The 15,870-nt window shown below is 62.4% G+C and carries 15 protein-coding genes and 1 tRNA gene; 9 read left to right on the top strand and 7 right to left on the bottom strand.

Annotation, left to right across the window (positions count from 1 at the left end; all coding sequences use genetic code 11):
* The first annotated feature begins 32 nt into the window (after positions 1-32).
* Positions 33-314, top strand: a complete 282-nt coding sequence (locus tag Har1129_RS03450; RefSeq protein WP_004517945.1) for a UPF0058 family protein — start codon at positions 33-35, stop codon at positions 312-314.
* Positions 315-369: 55 nt separating this feature from the next.
* Here Har1129_RS03450 and Har1129_RS03445 read toward each other — a convergent pair whose 3' ends face one another.
* Positions 370-888, bottom strand: a complete 519-nt coding sequence (locus Har1129_RS03445; RefSeq protein WP_151099391.1) for an Lrp/AsnC family transcriptional regulator — start codon at positions 886-888, stop codon at positions 370-372.
* A gap of 152 nt (positions 889-1,040) precedes the next feature.
* Complete coding sequence (locus tag Har1129_RS03440) at positions 1,041-1,898, bottom strand: enoyl-CoA hydratase/isomerase family protein (RefSeq protein ID WP_151099390.1); 858 nt, start codon at positions 1,896-1,898, stop codon at positions 1,041-1,043.
* Between the two features lie 43 nt (positions 1,899-1,941).
* Here Har1129_RS03440 and Har1129_RS03435 point away from each other — a divergent pair, with 43 nt between their 5' ends.
* From Har1129_RS03435 to Har1129_RS03425, 3 genes are all read left to right on the top strand, one after another.
* Positions 1,942-3,339: a deoxyribodipyrimidine photo-lyase gene (locus Har1129_RS03435; RefSeq protein ID WP_151099389.1), complete on the top strand. Its 1,398-nt coding sequence runs from the start codon at positions 1,942-1,944 to the stop codon at positions 3,337-3,339.
* Positions 3,340-3,521: 182 nt separating this feature from the next.
* Positions 3,522-4,133, top strand: coding sequence for a superoxide dismutase (gene sod, locus Har1129_RS03430; protein WP_151099388.1), 612 nt, complete (start codon positions 3,522-3,524; stop codon positions 4,131-4,133).
* A 187-nt stretch (positions 4,134-4,320) separates the two neighbouring features.
* Complete coding sequence (locus tag Har1129_RS03425) at positions 4,321-5,688, top strand: ABC transporter substrate-binding protein (RefSeq protein ID WP_151099387.1); 1,368 nt, start codon at positions 4,321-4,323, stop codon at positions 5,686-5,688.
* A 30-nt stretch (positions 5,689-5,718) separates the two neighbouring features.
* Here Har1129_RS03425 and Har1129_RS03420 read toward each other — a convergent pair whose 3' ends face one another.
* From Har1129_RS03420 to Har1129_RS03405, 4 genes are read right to left on the bottom strand one after another with little or no spacing between them, the layout of a single operon-like run.
* A complete protein-coding gene (locus Har1129_RS03420) occupies positions 5,719-6,474 on the bottom strand; it encodes an ABC transporter ATP-binding protein (RefSeq protein WP_151099386.1) in 756 nt (251 codons plus the stop codon).
* Positions 6,471-7,301 carry an ABC transporter ATP-binding protein gene (locus Har1129_RS03415; RefSeq protein ID WP_151099385.1) on the bottom strand — a complete coding sequence of 277 codons (831 nt, stop codon included), beginning with the start codon at positions 7,299-7,301 and terminating at the stop codon, positions 6,471-6,473. The genes Har1129_RS03420 and Har1129_RS03415 overlap by 4 nt, the downstream gene beginning before the upstream one ends.
* Entirely contained in the window at positions 7,294-8,577 is a 1,284-nt protein-coding gene (locus tag Har1129_RS03410) for a branched-chain amino acid ABC transporter permease (protein ID WP_151099384.1), read from the bottom strand. Before Har1129_RS03410 ends, Har1129_RS03415 begins: the two co-directional genes overlap by 8 nt.
* Positions 8,574-9,689 (bottom strand): branched-chain amino acid ABC transporter permease, encoded by a 1,116-nt coding sequence (locus Har1129_RS03405; protein WP_151099383.1) that lies wholly within the window; start codon positions 9,687-9,689, stop codon positions 8,574-8,576. The genes Har1129_RS03410 and Har1129_RS03405 overlap by 4 nt, the downstream gene beginning before the upstream one ends.
* A 319-nt stretch (positions 9,690-10,008) precedes the next feature.
* On the opposite strand from Har1129_RS03405, the gene Har1129_RS03400 reads away from it, so the two are divergent.
* From Har1129_RS03400 to Har1129_RS03380, 5 genes are all read left to right on the top strand, one after another.
* A complete protein-coding gene (locus Har1129_RS03400) occupies positions 10,009-11,223 on the top strand; it encodes a hypothetical protein (protein WP_151099382.1) in 1,215 nt (404 codons plus the stop codon).
* 67 nt (positions 11,224-11,290) lie between these two features.
* Positions 11,291-11,365 (top strand) — tRNA-Glu (locus Har1129_RS03395).
* Positions 11,366-11,444: 79 nt separating this feature from the next.
* On the top strand, positions 11,445-12,140 hold the full coding sequence (locus Har1129_RS03390; protein WP_151099381.1) for a molybdopterin-binding protein: 696 nt from the start codon (positions 11,445-11,447) through the stop codon (positions 12,138-12,140).
* Positions 12,141-12,336: 196 nt separating this feature from the next.
* Entirely contained in the window at positions 12,337-13,407 is a 1,071-nt protein-coding gene (locus tag Har1129_RS03385) for an ATP-NAD kinase family protein (RefSeq protein ID WP_151099380.1), read from the top strand.
* A 98-nt stretch (positions 13,408-13,505) separates the two neighbouring features.
* Complete coding sequence (locus tag Har1129_RS03380; RefSeq protein ID WP_151099379.1) at positions 13,506-14,540, top strand: phosphate uptake regulator PhoU; 1,035 nt, start codon at positions 13,506-13,508, stop codon at positions 14,538-14,540.
* A 38-nt stretch (positions 14,541-14,578) separates the two neighbouring features.
* Here Har1129_RS03380 and Har1129_RS03375 read toward each other — a convergent pair whose 3' ends face one another.
* Positions 14,579-15,805, bottom strand: coding sequence for an LEA type 2 family protein (locus tag Har1129_RS03375; protein ID WP_151099378.1), 1,227 nt, complete (start codon positions 15,803-15,805; stop codon positions 14,579-14,581).
* Between the last annotated feature and the right edge of the window lie 65 nt (positions 15,806-15,870).

The raw sequence follows: 15,870 nt of genomic DNA, 5'->3' as shown, positions 1-15,870 counted from the left end.
TTCTTATAGACGTGCCACCGTATACTGTAGCCATGCACAAAGACGAGCTTCTCGAACTACACGAGCAGATGGTGACGATTATGGAGTACTTCCGCGACGACATGGACTCGGTCGACCCCGACCTCTTCGACGCCTATCAGGAACTCGACGTGCGGCCCTCCGACGTGCACAAGTCGAAAAGCGAGCACAAACACGCCGTGTTCGTGCTCGGGAACTCGCTGGCGACGGCGATGAGCGAAGACGAGTTCTCGGATGCGGGCCGAGTCAGCAAGCGGATGAAGGAACTGGCCGAGGACGCCGAGCGGAAACTGTAAACGGACGGTTCTAAGTCGCTCTCTCGTCTTTATTTCGACCTGTCTCCCCTCTTGGCTACGACCTCTCTCCGTCGAGTTCGGTGAACAGCTCCGGGTCGGTCTTGAACTTCAGGACGTTGTGGACGACTGAGTTCCGGACGTTCTGAATTACATCGCCGTGGTCCTTGTAGAAGTCGTGTATCCAGCGGGATTCGGCTGTCCGACTCGGGAACATCATCACTGACTTCCACTGGTATTCGCCGTCGGAGAGGAAGTAAAACAGCGTGTGTCGGTCGTCGCGGATAGACACCATCGCGTCGTGCCACGAGTCGGCGAAATGCTCGGGGTTGAATTTGAACTCGAACAGCGCGAAATTGAACAGTTCCTCGTTAGGGACGATAGTCTCCCGGAAAACGCCCGCGTCGCGCATCTCCCGAATCGATTCGCTGACCGTTACATGGGACACGTCGATGCTGTACTCGGACTCCAGCAAGTCCGCAAGCTCGCGAGACGACCGCTGTGGGTCCGCCGAGAGCTCGCGCAAAATGTACATATCCCGCTCGCTGAACTCCCAGTCCGGGGGATCGTCGGTCATGCTGTTGCTGCCCTCCGACCGGAAGTATAGGCGCGGTCGGTCTCGATATCGCTGGCCGGTCGAGTCAGTGCTGGGAAACTCGTAGGTGTCATCTGTGTGTCTACTATCGGAGGGTTGCTGAATCAGTGGTGGTGTCGGCTACGGTACGCAGTTTACTGACCCGTGAACTCCGGGTCACGTTTCTCGACGAACGCGGTTGTACCCTCTTCGTGGTCGTCAGTCGTGAAGGCGACACCTTGCGCGGTGGCTTCGCTTTCGAGCGCCTGCTCCAGCGAACTGTCCAGACTCCGGTTGACCAGTCGCTTGGCGTGGCCGAGTGCGACTGTCGGTCCGGTGGCGATGTCCGCGACGAGCGCCGAAAACTCCGCCTCGAACGTCTCCGCGTCGAACACTCGGGTAAACAGCCCGAGCTCCCCGGCCGCCTCGGCGTCCAGCAACTCGCCGGTAAACAGGAGTTCTTTTGCCTTGTTCGGGCCGACGAGTCGCGGTAGGAAGTAGGAGACGCCGGAGTCACATGCCAGTCCGACCTGACGAAAGCCGAAGCCGATCTGGCCGGCACTGCTTGCGACCTGAATATCACAGGCAAGCGCGAGTCCGGCACCGGCACCGAAGGCGGGGCCGTCGATCTTCGCGACGACCGGAAGGGGGCAGCTATGGACGGTCCGGATCGCTTCGTGGAGTGCCGAGACCACCAGTTCGACCTGTGTCGCTGGCGGTCGGTCGTGTTTCACTCCCTGTAGCATTGCGTTGATGTCGCCGCCGGCGCAGAACGCTGGACCTGCGCCCTCCAGCACGACACACCGGGCGTCGCTGTCAGCCACCGATTCGAACTGGGCAGTGAGTGCGTCGGCCAACTCCGCTGACAGGGCGTTTCGCGACTCCGGCTGGTTCAGTGTCACTGTGGCAATCCCCTCGTCAACAGATAGCGTCACTGTCGCGTCTTCCATATGTGGGCCCTTGACCGGCGGAAAGATAACAGTGGTGTCCGTCAGCGCCTGACAGACCAACATCGTTGGGCAGTACCTTTTGACCGGGCTGGTCCGTGTACTAGGTATGCGCTTGCATTGGCATCGCCGCGACCTCCGGGCGACGGACAACGCCGGCCTCGCCGCGGCCTCTCCGTCAGACCCCGTTGTTCCGGTGTTCCTCTTCGACAGGGCCGTTCTCGACCACGCCGGCCCGCCCCGGGTCGCGTTCATGCTGGACGCTCTCGACAGTTTGCGCTCGTGGTACCGCGACCGCGGCAGTGACCTTGTCATTGCTGAGGGTGACCCCACAGCTGTTCTGCCGGAACTGGCAGCTGAGCACGGCGCGGAGAAAGTCACTTGGGGCAAAGACTACTCCGGGCTCGCACGGGAACGTGACGCCGCTGTTCGGCAGGCGCTGGATGACGCAGATGTGGCCCGTGAGGCCGTCCAGAACGCCGTGTTGCACGAACCCGGCGAGATTACGACGAACGACGGCGACCCCTACAGCGTGTTCACCTACTTCGGCCGAAAGTGGCACGACCGTGAGAAGGCAGGCCCCTACGAGCCGCCGGGGGCTGACGAACTGGCCGATGTCGACGGCGACGCGCTCCCAACGCTGCCGGACCTCGGCTTCGAGGAGCCGGAAGCTGCCGTGCCAGCCGCAGGGACCGACGAAGCACGTGCGCTGCTCGATGACTTCCTCGACGAGAACGTCTACGAGTACGAACAGCGCCGGGACTTCCCGGCAGACGAATGCACCTCTCGGCTCTCGGCCCACCTGAAGTTCGGGACCATCGGCATTCGAGAGGTGTACGACCGCACCGAGGCTGCCAAAGAGGGGATTGGCGGCGACCGCCGCGAGTCCGTCCGGGAGTTCCAGTCGCAGTTAGCTTGGCGGGAGTTCTACACGCAGGTGCTGTTCGCCCATCCACACGTCGTCAGTTCGAACTACAAATCCTACGAGAACCCCATTGAGTGGGAAAACGACGAGGAACTGCTGCAGGCTTGGAAGGACGGCGAAACCGGGTATCCCATTGTCGATGCCGGGATGCGACAGCTCCGCGCGGAGGCGTATATGCACAACCGCGTTCGGATGATCGTCGCCTCCTTCCTCACGAAGGACCTGCTCATCGACTGGCGACACGGGTACGAGTGGTTCCGGGAGAAACTGGTCGACCACGACACGGCCAACGACAACGGCGGCTGGCAGTGGGCGGCTTCGACGGGGACCGACGCACAGCCCTACTTCCGCATCTTCAATCCGATGACGCAGGGCGAAGACTACGACCCCGACGCAGAGTATATCAAGAAGTACGTCCCGGAACTTCGGGACGCTGACCCGGAGATCATCCACGAGTGGAACGACTGCTCGCTCACACAGCGGCGCAACGCCGCGCCGGAGTATCCCGACCCGGTCGTGAAACACAGCAAGCGCCGCGAGGACGCGCTCTCGATGTTCGAGCGGGCGCGGGGCGACGACTAGAGCGGCACCATTCCGCGACGCTGTACTCTCCTGAATTCTTACACCAGCGCTGGAGCTGCTATGTGTCGGCCCAACAGCGGGCAGTCCTGTCTACGTCCCGCTATCCATGTAGCGTGGTACCAAATGGCTCCTAAACGTTTAACAGGCAGCCGCGCGACACATATTGATGGAGGCGTTTTCATATGCCCGAACATTCCAATCCCGAACTGCCACCGCTCCCGTACGACTACGACGCACTGGAGCCACACATCTCCGAGCAGGTGCTCACCTGGCATCACGATACCCACCATCAGGGGTACGTAAACGGCCTCGAATCGGCCGAGGAGACACTCGCCGAGAACCGCGACGCCGGTGACTTCGGCTCGAGCGCCAGCGCGATGGGCAACGTCACCCACAACGGCAGTGGACACTATCTCCACACGCTGTTCTGGGAGAACATGGACCCCAACGGCGGCGGCGAGCCGGAAGGCGAACTCCTCGACCGCATCGAAGAGGACTTCGGCTCCTACGAAGGCTGGAAGGGCGAGTTCGAGGCCGCCGCATCAGCCGCCGGCGGCTGGGCGCTGCTCGTGTACGACCCCGTTGCCAAGCAACTGCGCAACGTGCCGGTCGACAAGCACGATCAGGGCGCGCTCTGGGGCTCCCATCCCATCCTCGCACTCGACGTCTGGGAGCACTCATACTACTACGACTACGGCCCCGCCCGCGGTGACTTCATCGACGCCTTCTTCGAGGTTGTCGACTGGGACAAGGCTGCTGAAGAGTACGACAAGGTCGTCGGCCGCGTCGAATAAGGGGCGACACTCGACGTTTTTTTGCGGACGTACCGAGAGTTGAGCGCTGTCTGACCCGATAGCGGTTTCTCCGGCGTTAATCTCTAACGACAACGACAAAAAATATCGATGGGACAGGAGCAGACTACGGAACAGCAGGGTTACGGGAGGATATAGTTTTATAAGAAGCGCATCAGTGATGACTATTATGAGTCGCGATACCAATCGACGAGCGTTCCTGAAGCGCACCGGGGCGGTAAGCACTGTCGGTCTGCTTGGCGGGTTAGCAGGCTGTTCGACTGAACAGACCGGCGGAGACGGCGGCGACGGCGGCGACGGCAGTATGACCGGCACCGGGACCGAGTCCGGTGGCGACAGCGGCCCAGAATCGCCGGATGTGCTGATGGTCGTCGGCTATCCCCAGAGCGGTGTGCAACTGTTCAAGGACTTCTACGCCGACTACGGTGACGACGCCGCCGACATCCTCGTCACCGACGGGCTTCAGGACGGCGAACTGCCGAGCAACGTCGGCGACGACATGTCGAACGTCCGCGGCACGGCCCCGTCTGCGGCCGGCCCCGGTGTCGATACGTTCACAGAGCAGTTCACCTCCGAGTTCGATTACGACGAGGCCGGTGTGTTCACCTCACAGGCCTACGACGCGACGGCGGTCCAGATTCTCGCAAACCTGCTGGCCGGAGAAAACGACGGGCAGGCCGTCCGGGACCATATGCGCGTCGTCGCCAATCCGGGCGGCGAGTCGTACGGCCCTTCCGAGTTGCCAGCGGCCGTCGAAGCGGCCGCCGCGGGCGAAAACATCCAGTACGAGGGGGCCTCGAGTGCGGTCGACTTCGACGAAAACGGGGACATGGCCTCGGCCCAGTATCAGGTCTTTGGCTTCCAGGACGGTGGGGGCGTCGATACGCTCAGCACCGTGGACTTCAGCGCTGGCGACGACATCCCGCAGCCAGAACCGAACGGCTCCGGAAGCGACTCCGGACGGACGATCAAGTTCGGTGTGTTGATGCCCGAAACCGGCGACCTCGGGCCGCTCGGCAGGCCGATCCGCGACGGCGCGATACTTCCGGCTCTGCAACTCGAAGGCGAAGTCGATTTCGAGTTCGATTACCAAGTCGGTGACACCCAGACGCAGGCACAGGCGGGCATCGACGCGGCCAACTCCCTCGTCAGTGCGGGCTATCCGTCGATCACCGGGGCGGCCAGCTCCGAAACCTCGATACAGGTCGCACGCAACGTGCTGATTGATAGCAGCGTCGTCGGCTGTTCACCAGCGTCCACGTCGCCGACGATCACCGACCTCGAAGACAACGACTACATGTTCCGCACCCCGCCCAGCGACGCCCTGCAGGGGCAGGTTCTGGCGCAAGTCGGCGTTGACGAGCTCGGTGCATCAACCGCATCAACGCTGTATGTGAACAACAGCTACGGTCAGGCGCTACAGGAGGCATTCGCTGGCGCATTTGAAGCGGAAGGCGGGACCATCGTCAATCAGGTCGGCTTCGAGCAACAGCAGTCATCCTACACGTCTGAAATCAACAGCGCGATGAACCAGTAACTGGGCTGTCAGCGCCGCCTTTTTTTGGAGCTATCCGCCGAGGAAGTCCTGACGGACCTGCTCGTCGTCGAGGAGGACCGTTCCGTCGTCCTCGTACCGGTTCTGGCCCTGCACGAGTACGTAGCCGCGGTCACACCGCCGGAGCGCTTCCTTGGCGTTCTGTTCGACCATCAGAATCGCTGTCCCGTCGTCGTTGATGCGGTCGATGCGATCGAACATATCCTCGACGAGGTCCGGGGCGAGTCCGGCGGAGGGCTCGTCGAGCAACAGCAGGTCAGGGTCGAGCATCAGCGCCCGTCCCATCGCGAGCATCTGCTGTTGGCCGCCCGACAGCGTCCCGGCGGACTGTTCGGACCGCTCACGGAGAATGGGGAACCGGTCGTACACGTCCTCGATCCGGTCTTCCGGCACCTCGTCGAGGATGTACGCGCCCATTTCGAGGTTCTCGCGTACACTCAGTGAGCCGAAGACGTTGCCAGTCTGCGGAACGTAGCTGATACCCTCGTAAATAATTTCGTCGGGGTTGCGCTGGCTGATGTCGGTCTCGTCGAAAATGACCTCTCCGCCCATGTACGTCGTCAGGCCGAAGACGGACTTCATCACCGTCGACTTGCCGGCTCCGTTCGGGCCGACGATGACGACGTACTCGCCGTCGGCAACGTCCATGTGGACGTCGCTGAGCACCTGCAGGTCGCCATAGCCTGCATCGAGGTTTCGGATGGCGAGGAGTCGCTCGGCCGGGTCGGGGAGCGTAACGGTCTCTGACTCCGTTGCGCGCTGGCTCATACATCCCCTCCCAGATACGCCTCGAGTACCCGCTCATCCGATGTGATAGTCTCCGCGTCCCCTTCCGCGAGGACGCCCCCTTGATGCATGACGATGATGTGTTCGCAGTTGTTCATGATGACGTCCATGTCGTGTTCGACGAGCAGGAAGGTCAGCCCCTGCTCTCGGCGGAGTTCGTGGATCCGTTCCAGCAGTTTCTCCTCCAGCGTCGGGTTGACGCCGGCCAGCGGCTCGTCCAGTAGAATCATCTCGGGGTCGGTCATCAGGACCCGCGCCATCTCCAGCAGTTTCCGCTGGCCGCCAGAGAGATTGCCGGCGTTCTCGTGAGCGAGGTGATCGATCTCGAAGAACTCCAGCGTCTCCCACGCGCGGTCCCGAACAGCCGCTTCGGCTTTGATGACCTCGTCGCGAAGCCCCGGCATCACCGAGCGGACGACCGACTCCCCGACCTGCCCGCCCGGCGCGAGCATCACGTTTTCCAGAACGGTCATGTCCGACAGTTCACGCGCGATCTGGAATGTCCGAACCAGCCCGCGGTTCGCGAGAGTGTACGATGCGAGCCCCGTAATGTCCTGCCCGTCGAAGGTGACCCGACCGCCGGTCGGCTCGTGAATGCCCGTGATGCAGTTGAACGTCGTCGATTTCCCGGCCCCGTTCGGACCGATAAGGCCGGTGAGCGACCCCTCGGCCACGGAGAACGTCGCCCCATCGACCGCGACGACACCGCCGAACTCCTTTCGGAGGCCGTCGACCTCCAGTAGGGGCGAGTCGATAGCGTCACTTGTGACGGCCGGTTCCTGTCGCTCTGTGGCGTCGGGTTCACTCATCGCTCTCACCTCCGGACCCGGACTGTGGTCTGTCCAGACTCACGCTCGTCGCGGGTTCGTTCCGGTGGCCGAGCAGCCCGTCGGGCTGGTTCTGGATGATGTATATCAGCACGACGCCGATGAGGACGAACCGGAGCGTGCTGACGTTACTAATGGTGTATGCGAGGAGTGGAACCGGGTCCAGCGATGCGAACCCGGCGACCGCGTCGACGATGTTGCCGGGTGCGCGGGTGCCGCCCAGCGAGATGTTCTCCCCTAACCGAGCCGGCAGATAGAACAGCAGTCCCGAGAACGTCGCCGCTCCGATGATGCTCCCGGTGTTAGACCCGGAGCCGCCGATGATGAGCGCCGCGAACACGTAGAACGTGATCGTCGGTCTGAACTGCTGTGGGCTGACGTAGCCCGCCTGCCCACGGAACAGGACGCCGGCCATCCCCATCAGCGCACAGCCGATCATGAACGTCTTTATCTTGAACCGGCGGGTGTCTTTGCCGAGTGACTGGGTCACGGTCTCGTCCTCGCGGATCGCCTTCAGCACGCGACCGAACGGCGAGTTCGTGATGCGGGCGAGCACCCAGTAGCTCGCAGCCACGACCAACAGGAGGAGTATCCCATAGGTGAGGTTTGCCAGATTTGGCCCGGAGACACCGACGCCCTCCGCGGCAGTTACGAGCGGCTGCCCGACGCCGTTGATGAGTGTTGACGCCACTTCGTTCGCGGACTTGAACGAGATGCCGGTCGCGCCGCCGGTTCCGACCGGCACCCCGAACAGCGACACCTCGGCGAGGCCGTTCCAGTTGACGACCAGTCGAATGATTTCCGAGAACGCGACTGTCACGATAGCGAGGTAGTCGGCCTTCAGCCGGAGCGCCGGTAGCGCCGCGAGACCGCCGATGATAGCGGCCATCGCCATGCCGCCGATGAGGCCGACCCACAGCGGGAGTCCAAGCCCCGGAACTGCTCCGGCAGCCGGGTCCGTTGGCGCGGTCAGAATCGCTGTCGTGTACGCACCGACGGCCATGAATCCCGCAATACCGATGTTGAACAGGCCGGTGTACCCCCACTGGAGATTCAGTGCCAGCGCGAGAATCGCGTAGCCGCCGATGAGCACGGTTACGCTGCCGACGAAGCCAGCGGCGAGGTTCGCCCAGTTCGCCCCGCCGACAGCGATAGCCAGCACGAGCATGACGGCCCAGATCGCGCCGATGAAGCCGACCACCAGCCCTACGTCCGGGAGTGCGTCCAGACGGTCTCGGATAGTGTCAACAGTACTCATGCTGTCGACACCCCCCCGAAGATACCGGACGGGCGCAACAACAGGACGACGATGAGCACCAGAAACGCGGAGGCCCGCGTCAGCCCGGACGGCAGCCAGATCAGGGCCAGACTATCGACCAGCCCGATGAGAATCCCGCCGGCCATTGCCCCGTATATCGAGCCGATGCCACCGACGATGACGGCGGCGAAAATGAGCAGGAGCAGAATCCAGCCGAAGTTGAACGAGATCGTCCCGCTTTCCAGCACGAGCAGGTAGCCGCCGATACCCGCCAGACCGCCGCCGAGAATCCATGTGAGACGAATCACGCGCTCGGTCGGAATCCCAGTCACGCGTGCGAGGTCTTCGTTATCGGCCATCGCCCGCATTGCTTTGCCGAGCTTCGTCCGCTGTAGCAGGAGGTGGACGCCGAGCATTAACAGGAGTGAAACCACCAGCAGCGTAATTTCGTTGTCGGTGACTGATATCATCGAGAACACTGTCACTCGAAGCCCGCCGCTGGCGACCCCGCTGGTCTGTGTGCCGAAGACGAACGCGATGAGGTAGCGCAACGCGAGCGCAACACCGATTGACGCGATCAGTAAGGAGATGTTGTCCGTATCGCGCATGGGACGATAGGTGAGACGGTCGATGAGTAACACGATACCGATTGACCCGACGCCGGCGACGACAAGCCCGAGAAGCACCGGGAAGAACGTCGAAACGGTGCTCAACTGCCGCCCCGAATTGAGCATGAACAGTTCTGCAATCGGGGCCCCGGTCCCGAGGCCGGCAGTGATGTACGCGGCGACCCATCCCAGAAACGCCCCGACAGTCACCGTGTCACCGTGTGCGAAGTTGGCGAAATCAAGGATGCTGTATGTCATCGACAGGCCGATCCCGGCGAGTCCGACTGCCAATCCGACGAGCAGCCCGTCCACCACCATCGAGAGCAACGAGCCCACGGTGAGGGACCCACCCAGCAACTTGGTCCCGAGAAAGAACACGGTTGTCCCAGCAAGCTTTGCAACTAAATCCAGCAAGAGGAAGCCACTTACCGCGGCTACCACTGCTGCCCCCGGCCGGTCACCTATCACCACGCGGCCGTCTCTTGCGAACTCAGCAATTCCCATAGGTTACCGTTCGTTGGACCCTCCTCTGTAAATAACCCACCGGAAAATCGTGCGAAACAACCGTGTAGAATCCAAGCTACCGGTTTCAAAACAGGAATCGCCCCCTCCCATGGTCAGCTGTCGGGCAAGAGACCATTGGTACCACGAAACGGACAGGTGATTGGAGCCACTTCGAACGCAGTGAGTGCCGTAAGACCGAGCGCCCGCACAGCGCGCGACACCAGTCTCGGTTACCAGCGCTTTGAGCCGTCAGCGTATCGATAAATCACCGGATATCGGGCGGATACTGACTGAGAACGGCACTATTCACAGCGCTTTTATGCGGTCCATCGATGATATACGACAGATGGTACGCCTGGTCGTCGCCAGCCTCATCGTGGTTCTCCTGCTGGGAAGCGGTGCCGCGCCACTGGCGATGTCACAGCCGGCCGAGGAGAGCGTCGGCGTCCAGACGCCCGACAGGTTCGACCGAACGACGTTCCAGATAACGCTGTATCAGAACGGGTCGGCGACGTGGGCAATCGTTCACAGGACGCCGCTTGCGAACGACTCCGAGCAACAGCAGTTCGAGGAGTTCGCCGAGGAGTTCGAGCAGTCGGAGCAGCCACTGTACCGAAATTTCGTCGAGCAGTCGACGCTGCTGACACAGTACGGGACGAACGTAACCGGCCGGAACATGAGTGCAACCGACTACGACCGGTCGGCAACGGTCGACCCGCTACAGAACACCGGAACGGTGCGGATGTCGTTCCGCTGGCATAACTTTGCTGTCGTCGAGGGTGACTCCGTCGTGGTCAGCGACGTGTTCGATGGCGGGTTCTACATCGGGCCGAGCCAGTCGTTCGTCTTCGAGCGCGGCCCCGAACTGGCATTCGCCGACGTCCAGCCGGCACCCGACTCACAGAGCGCCCCTGATTCGCTCGAAAACAGCGAGAGCGTCACGTGGAACGGCGAGCAGTCGTTCAACGACCGTCGGCCCTACGTGGAACTTCGGCCACGCGAAACCGGACAGAGCGCTGGGACGGAGCAGGGCACCACAGCGGGCGGTGACACACCGGCTGAAGCCGCCAGCGGCCCGTCGTGGATGCTCCCGGCCGCTGTCGTCTTGCTCATCATCGTCGCTGGCGGTGCGACCGCGTGGCGGTCCGGCGCGCTGGGACAGGTGCGGGGAACTGACGGTGAGGACCCACCCGCTTCGACACCGTCGGCCGCTACAGAGCCGGAGCAGCCGTCGACGGCTCCACAGACCGATACGGCGGCGAACACCGACACGCAAGACGAACCGGCAGTCCCCGACGAGGAATTGCTTACCGACAGCGACCGCGTCCGCAAACTGCTGGAGGAAAACGGCGGCCGGATGAAGCAGGTCGACATCGTCGATAGCACCGACTGGTCGAAATCGAAGGTGAGCATGCTCCTCTCCGATATGGAAGACGACGGCGACATCTCGAAGCTCAGAGTCGGCCGCGAGAACATCATCAGTCTCGCCGGTCAGGAACCCGACGCCGCAGGGTCGCCATTCGATGACGAGTGAGAAACCAACACAGGGCGGGGCTGAAACGCAATGATTATACGTATCTCCTCGCTACGAATATGTGTACGCTCCGTTGGTGTAGTCCGGCCAATCATATCACCCTCTCACGGTGATGACTAGGGTTCAAATCCCTGACGGAGCATTTCTTCCGATTCAGCGAAGACACAGTTACCGCTGTCTGTGACCGACAGTATTTGTGTCTTCCAGTCCAATCGGGCGGTATGCGCGTCGCGGTAGTCACCGTCGGAGACGAACTGCTCAGTGGCGAGACGGTCAACACGAACGCTGCGTGGCTGGGACAACAGCTCGCAGAGTGTGGCGTCACTGTCGGCCGGACCACGGTCGTCCCCGACGAGATATCGGACATCGCTCGCGTGGTCAACGAGTATCACGCGGAGTTCGACGCCGTCATCGTCACCGGCGGTCTAGGGCCGACGCACGACGACAAAACCATCGAGGCCGTCGCCGCAGCGTTCGGGCGGGATGTCGTCGAGAGCGAGGACGCCATCGCGTGGCTGGAGGAACACGGCGGGTACACGCGTGACGACCTGACCGACGGGACGGGGGAAGTACCGGAGGGGTCCCGTGTCTTGCCAAACCACGAGGGCGTCGCGCCCGGCTGTGTCGTCGAGAGCTGTTATGTCCTGCCGGGCGTGCCGGCCGAGATGAAGCGGATGTTCGAGGAGGTCGCAGAGGAGTTCGCTGGCGAGCAGCGGTACGTTCGCACTGTCGACGCCGCCGAGCCCGAGAGCGCACTACTGGACCGACTGGCGGAGGTACAGGAGCAGTTCCCGGTCAAAGTCGGAAGCTATCCGGGTGACAACGTAACCGTCCGGTTCGAGGGGACAGAAGAGGAGCTAGTCGAAGAGGCGGCCGCATGGTTCAGCGAACGCGTCGAGTCACCGACGGCTGAGTGACTACCGGTAGAGGTGGTTCAGCCAGAGAAACGTCAGGAGCAGGCCACCAAGCGTGATGGCCGCACCGGACGCGTTGATAATTCCCGTCTGAACGCCGCTCTGAAGTACAACTGACATAGCAGTGGATTCTTCCCGGGGTGGCTTGAAAGGCACGCTCCCGGGCCTCTTTTGCCGCGGGGTCGCGTAGTGACGGCGAATGCGACGAATCGGTGTCGTGGTCAACCCCATCGCTGGCATGGGTGGCCGCGTCGGCCTCAAGGGAACTGACGGGAAGGTCGCGGAGGCACGCCGCCGCGGCGCGGAGCAACGCGCACCGGACCGCGCACGGACGGCGCTGGAATCACTCGCGGAAGTGGGAACGGACGTGGAACTGCTCGCGTACGGCGAACCGATGGGAGCAGGTATCGCTCGTGAGGCAGGGTTCGATCCGACGGTCGTTGGCGCTCCGGCGAGCGCTGACGGGACAACGAATGAGGACACCCGAGATGCGGTTCAGGCGTTCGTTGAGGCGGATGTGGACGCGATCCTGTTCGTCGGTGGCGACGGCACGGCCGTCGACGTAGCGACGACTCTCGATGAACTGGACGCTGCGGTCCCGATTCTAGGCGTTCCGGCTGGCGTCAAGGTGTACTCCTCTGTATTTGGTGTATCGCCGCGGGCGGCCGGGCGCATCGTGGCTCGCTTCTCCGAGACGGAGCGTGCGGAGGTCAACGACATCGACGAAGATGCCTTCAGGGGCGGGGAGGTCGTCACGGAGCTTCGGGCTGTGGCAGCGGTCCCCGTCGCTGACCAGCGCCAGTCGGCCAAGCAGTTGGGGGGCGGCAGCATCGAGTCACTCGCCGAGAGCGTCGCTGACGCTGTTGAACCGGGCGTCACGTACGTCCTCGGTCCGGGGAGCACGGTGGGCGCTATCAAGCAACAACTGGGCTTCGACGGAACTACGCTCGGCGTGGACGTGTGGCGCGACGGTGCGGTGCTGGTCCGCGACGCCGCCGAGTCGGACATCCTCGATGCCCTTGGCGACCGAAACGTCATCGTGGTTTCGCCAATCGGCGGACAGGGGTTCGTGTTTGGCCGAGGAAACCAGCAGCTATCGCCGGCGGTCATCAGGCAGTGTGACCTCGAAGTCGTCGCCTCGCGGCGGAAACTGGACGGCATCGGCACGCTTCGCGTCGACACCGGCGACTCGGAACTGGATGCGAAACTGCGTGGCTGGATACGGGTTCGCGTCGGCCGCCACGAGCGCAGGCTGGTCGAAGTCGTGTGAGACCGCCATAGCCGGGAGACACTACCCATGATATATCGGCTGCGGTATTTTATCATGTATAGTCAAGATTAAGGTATCTCCCGCCCCACAAAGGACATATGGAAACCCGGAAAGTCCAGCGATTGGGACCGTCGACGCTCGCGATGACGTTGCCCGCGGAATGGGCTAGTGAACACGATGTCGAAAAGGGCGACGAGGTGTCGCTACGGATGGGCGGTAAAGGCACGCTGACAGTTATGCCGGAGTCCGTCCAGACGGAGGAATCAGAGGCCATCATCTACGCGGAGAATCTCGATGCCGCTTCTGTCGAGCGGGCCATCGTCGCTCAGTACGTCCTCGGCCGGCGCGTCATCCACGTCGAAGCCCCTGAAGGCGAGACGCTGGAATCCTCCCACATCAACGCCGTCTACAACGCCGAAACCCAGCTAATGGGCCTCGGCGTCATCGAGGAGACACCCGACCGGATCGCGATTCGCTGTTCTGTCGACCCGGAGGACTTCACGCTCAACAACCTCCTCGAACGGCTGGAATCGACCGGCTCGACAATGCGAAACGAGGCGGTGAAGTCACTCGCCCACGGCAACCCGGACCTCGCCCAGCGGGCGCTCAACCGCGAGCGACAGGCCAACAAGATATTCGTCCTCTTGCTTCGGCTCATCTTCACGGCCTACCAGAACCCGAACCTCGCACGGGCTATCGGCCTCAACGACGGCTTCCCGCTCATCGGCTACCGCTCCATCGCGAAGAACCTCGAACTGACCGCCGACAACGCCGAGGACATCGCCGAGATTGCGCTGGAGACCGACGACCACTCGCTCAACGTCGACAGCTCGACGATGCGCCGCATCCGCGAATTCACCGATCAAGTCAACGACATCACCGAACTGGCGGTTCAGGCGGCCGTCGACCGCAACTACGACACCGCGATTCAGGTCCGAGAGCTGTACAAGGACATCGGCGACAAGGAACACGAAATCCTCGACGACCTGCCGGAGATGGACAACGAGGCGCTGCTGGAAGTCCGTGAAGTGCTGGTCAGCCTCCAGCAGACGGCCGAGTTCGCGGTCCGGAGCGCCGAGATCGCGACGAACCTCGCACTCAACGAGGAGTCCGAACACACGACCATCGAATAGCTCGGTACTGTCGGACGTGGCCGACTGGCTACGGCCTCCTACCCGAGAAGCCCGCCATCGTCGGTTTCTGTTTCAGTCGGCGTGGCAGTATCAGTTTCAGTCGTAGCTACAGACTCAGTCGGAGTTGGCGTAGCTGTGTCAGTCGCAGTCTCCGTTTTGCTGCCGTCCAGTAGGCCGTCGTCCGTTTCTGTGTCCTCGCCGCCCAGTAGCCCGTCGTCTGTCTCTGTCTCCGTGTCGCTCGGTGTCGGGGTCGCCGTCGATTCACTGTCTGTCGTCGAACTAGCTGACCCGTCGCCGGAATTGTTAGCGGCCTCGTCGCCGGTCGGATACTGTGCCTTGTTGCCGAATATATCCGTCTCGATTTCCTGCTGGTAGTCGATGGAATCGAGGTCGACTCGGAACTGCTCGTTGCCGCCCTCAAGCACGAGATAGAAGTCGATGTAGAGGTCCGTCCGCTGATTGCGCTGGAGATGGGTCGCCCACCAGCGGTCCAAGTTCTCGTTCTGGATGGCGGTGTTCGCTTCGAGGGTCGTCTCTTCACCGGGACTGAGGACGTAGCTGCGGTCCGTTTCGCCCTCGCCGACGGTCACGTCGTTCATCCGAATGGTGTAGCCGATCTTAGTGATCGTGTAGGGGTACGGCTTGGGATTGTACACGTCGAACGCGAGGTCCAGCGGCGTCTCGGACTGAGTGATGTGCTCCTGCTCCCACGCGCCGCGGGTCTCGTTGATGTAGAGTACGGGGTCCGATACGAGCGGCTGGTCAGCCTTAACGGGGCGCGTCTCGGTGGAGTTGAACTGGCTCAAGAGGTCTGTCTGGATGGTTCGTTCCTGACTGAAAGACACTGACCGACCGCCGAGCGTCGAGAACGTGACGGTGGCGTCGATACCGACCGTCGTCGTCTCGCCGTTGTCGATGTGGGTGACCCACCACGGCGGGATGCGGTCGTTTTGCATCTCGGTGCTGAACTGCAGCGTCGAGTTTCCAGTACCGAGTCCGACGCCCTGCTTGGCCCCTTGTGCCATCTCGACACCGTTCATCGAAACGGTGTAATTGACTCCGACGCCGCCCAACTGCACGCCAACGGGGTTGGGATTGTTCACGGTCAGGTTCGTCGCCACAGCGGTCGTCTGGTTCGAGACGCCCGCGAAGTGGTTATCGACGGACGCGACGCTGGGTGTGCCCAGAACGCCGAGCGCGACGCTCCCGCCTACGGCAGTGGCAGCCACGACGACTAGGACGCCAACTATTTTCAACCGACCCATCGTTGCACGTCCATCTGCTACGGGGAGGTATATGTCCTGTGGCCCCAGCCCGAATGAACTAAGTG

It is taken from the genome of Haloarcula sp. CBA1129 (assembly GCF_008729015.1).
Classification (GTDB): Archaea; Halobacteriota; Halobacteria; order Halobacteriales; family Haloarculaceae; genus Haloarcula.
This window is presented reverse-complemented; position numbering and strand designations above follow the sequence as displayed.

What these genes read in the sequence shown, in the direction of transcription:
- Har1129_RS03450 (WP_004517945.1), top strand. Translation starts at nt 33, where the DNA reads ATGCACAAAGACGAGCTTCTCGAACTACACGAGCAGATGGTGACGATT.
- Har1129_RS03445 (WP_151099391.1), bottom strand. Translation starts at nt 888, where the DNA reads ATGACCGACGATCCCCCGGACTGGGAGTTCAGCGAGCGGGATATGTAC.
- Har1129_RS03440 (WP_151099390.1), bottom strand. Translation starts at nt 1,898, where the DNA reads ATGTTGGTCTGTCAGGCGCTGACGGACACCACTGTTATCTTTCCGCCG.
- Har1129_RS03435 (WP_151099389.1), top strand. Translation starts at nt 1,942, where the DNA reads ATGCGCTTGCATTGGCATCGCCGCGACCTCCGGGCGACGGACAACGCC.
- sod (WP_151099388.1), top strand. Translation starts at nt 3,522, where the DNA reads ATGCCCGAACATTCCAATCCCGAACTGCCACCGCTCCCGTACGACTAC.
- Har1129_RS03425 (WP_151099387.1), top strand. Translation starts at nt 4,321, where the DNA reads ATGAGTCGCGATACCAATCGACGAGCGTTCCTGAAGCGCACCGGGGCG.
- Har1129_RS03420 (WP_151099386.1), bottom strand. Translation starts at nt 6,474, where the DNA reads ATGAGCCAGCGCGCAACGGAGTCAGAGACCGTTACGCTCCCCGACCCG.
- Har1129_RS03415 (WP_151099385.1), bottom strand. Translation starts at nt 7,301, where the DNA reads ATGAGTGAACCCGACGCCACAGAGCGACAGGAACCGGCCGTCACAAGT.
- Har1129_RS03410 (WP_151099384.1), bottom strand. Translation starts at nt 8,577, where the DNA reads ATGAGTACTGTTGACACTATCCGAGACCGTCTGGACGCACTCCCGGAC.
- Har1129_RS03405 (WP_151099383.1), bottom strand. Translation starts at nt 9,689, where the DNA reads ATGGGAATTGCTGAGTTCGCAAGAGACGGCCGCGTGGTGATAGGTGAC.
- Har1129_RS03400 (WP_151099382.1), top strand. Translation starts at nt 10,009, where the DNA reads ATGCGGTCCATCGATGATATACGACAGATGGTACGCCTGGTCGTCGCC.
- Har1129_RS03390 (WP_151099381.1), top strand. Translation starts at nt 11,445, where the DNA reads ATGCGCGTCGCGGTAGTCACCGTCGGAGACGAACTGCTCAGTGGCGAG.
- Har1129_RS03385 (WP_151099380.1), top strand. Translation starts at nt 12,337, where the DNA reads ATGCGACGAATCGGTGTCGTGGTCAACCCCATCGCTGGCATGGGTGGC.
- Har1129_RS03380 (WP_151099379.1), top strand. Translation starts at nt 13,506, where the DNA reads ATGGAAACCCGGAAAGTCCAGCGATTGGGACCGTCGACGCTCGCGATG.
- Har1129_RS03375 (WP_151099378.1), bottom strand. Translation starts at nt 15,805, where the DNA reads ATGGGTCGGTTGAAAATAGTTGGCGTCCTAGTCGTCGTGGCTGCCACT.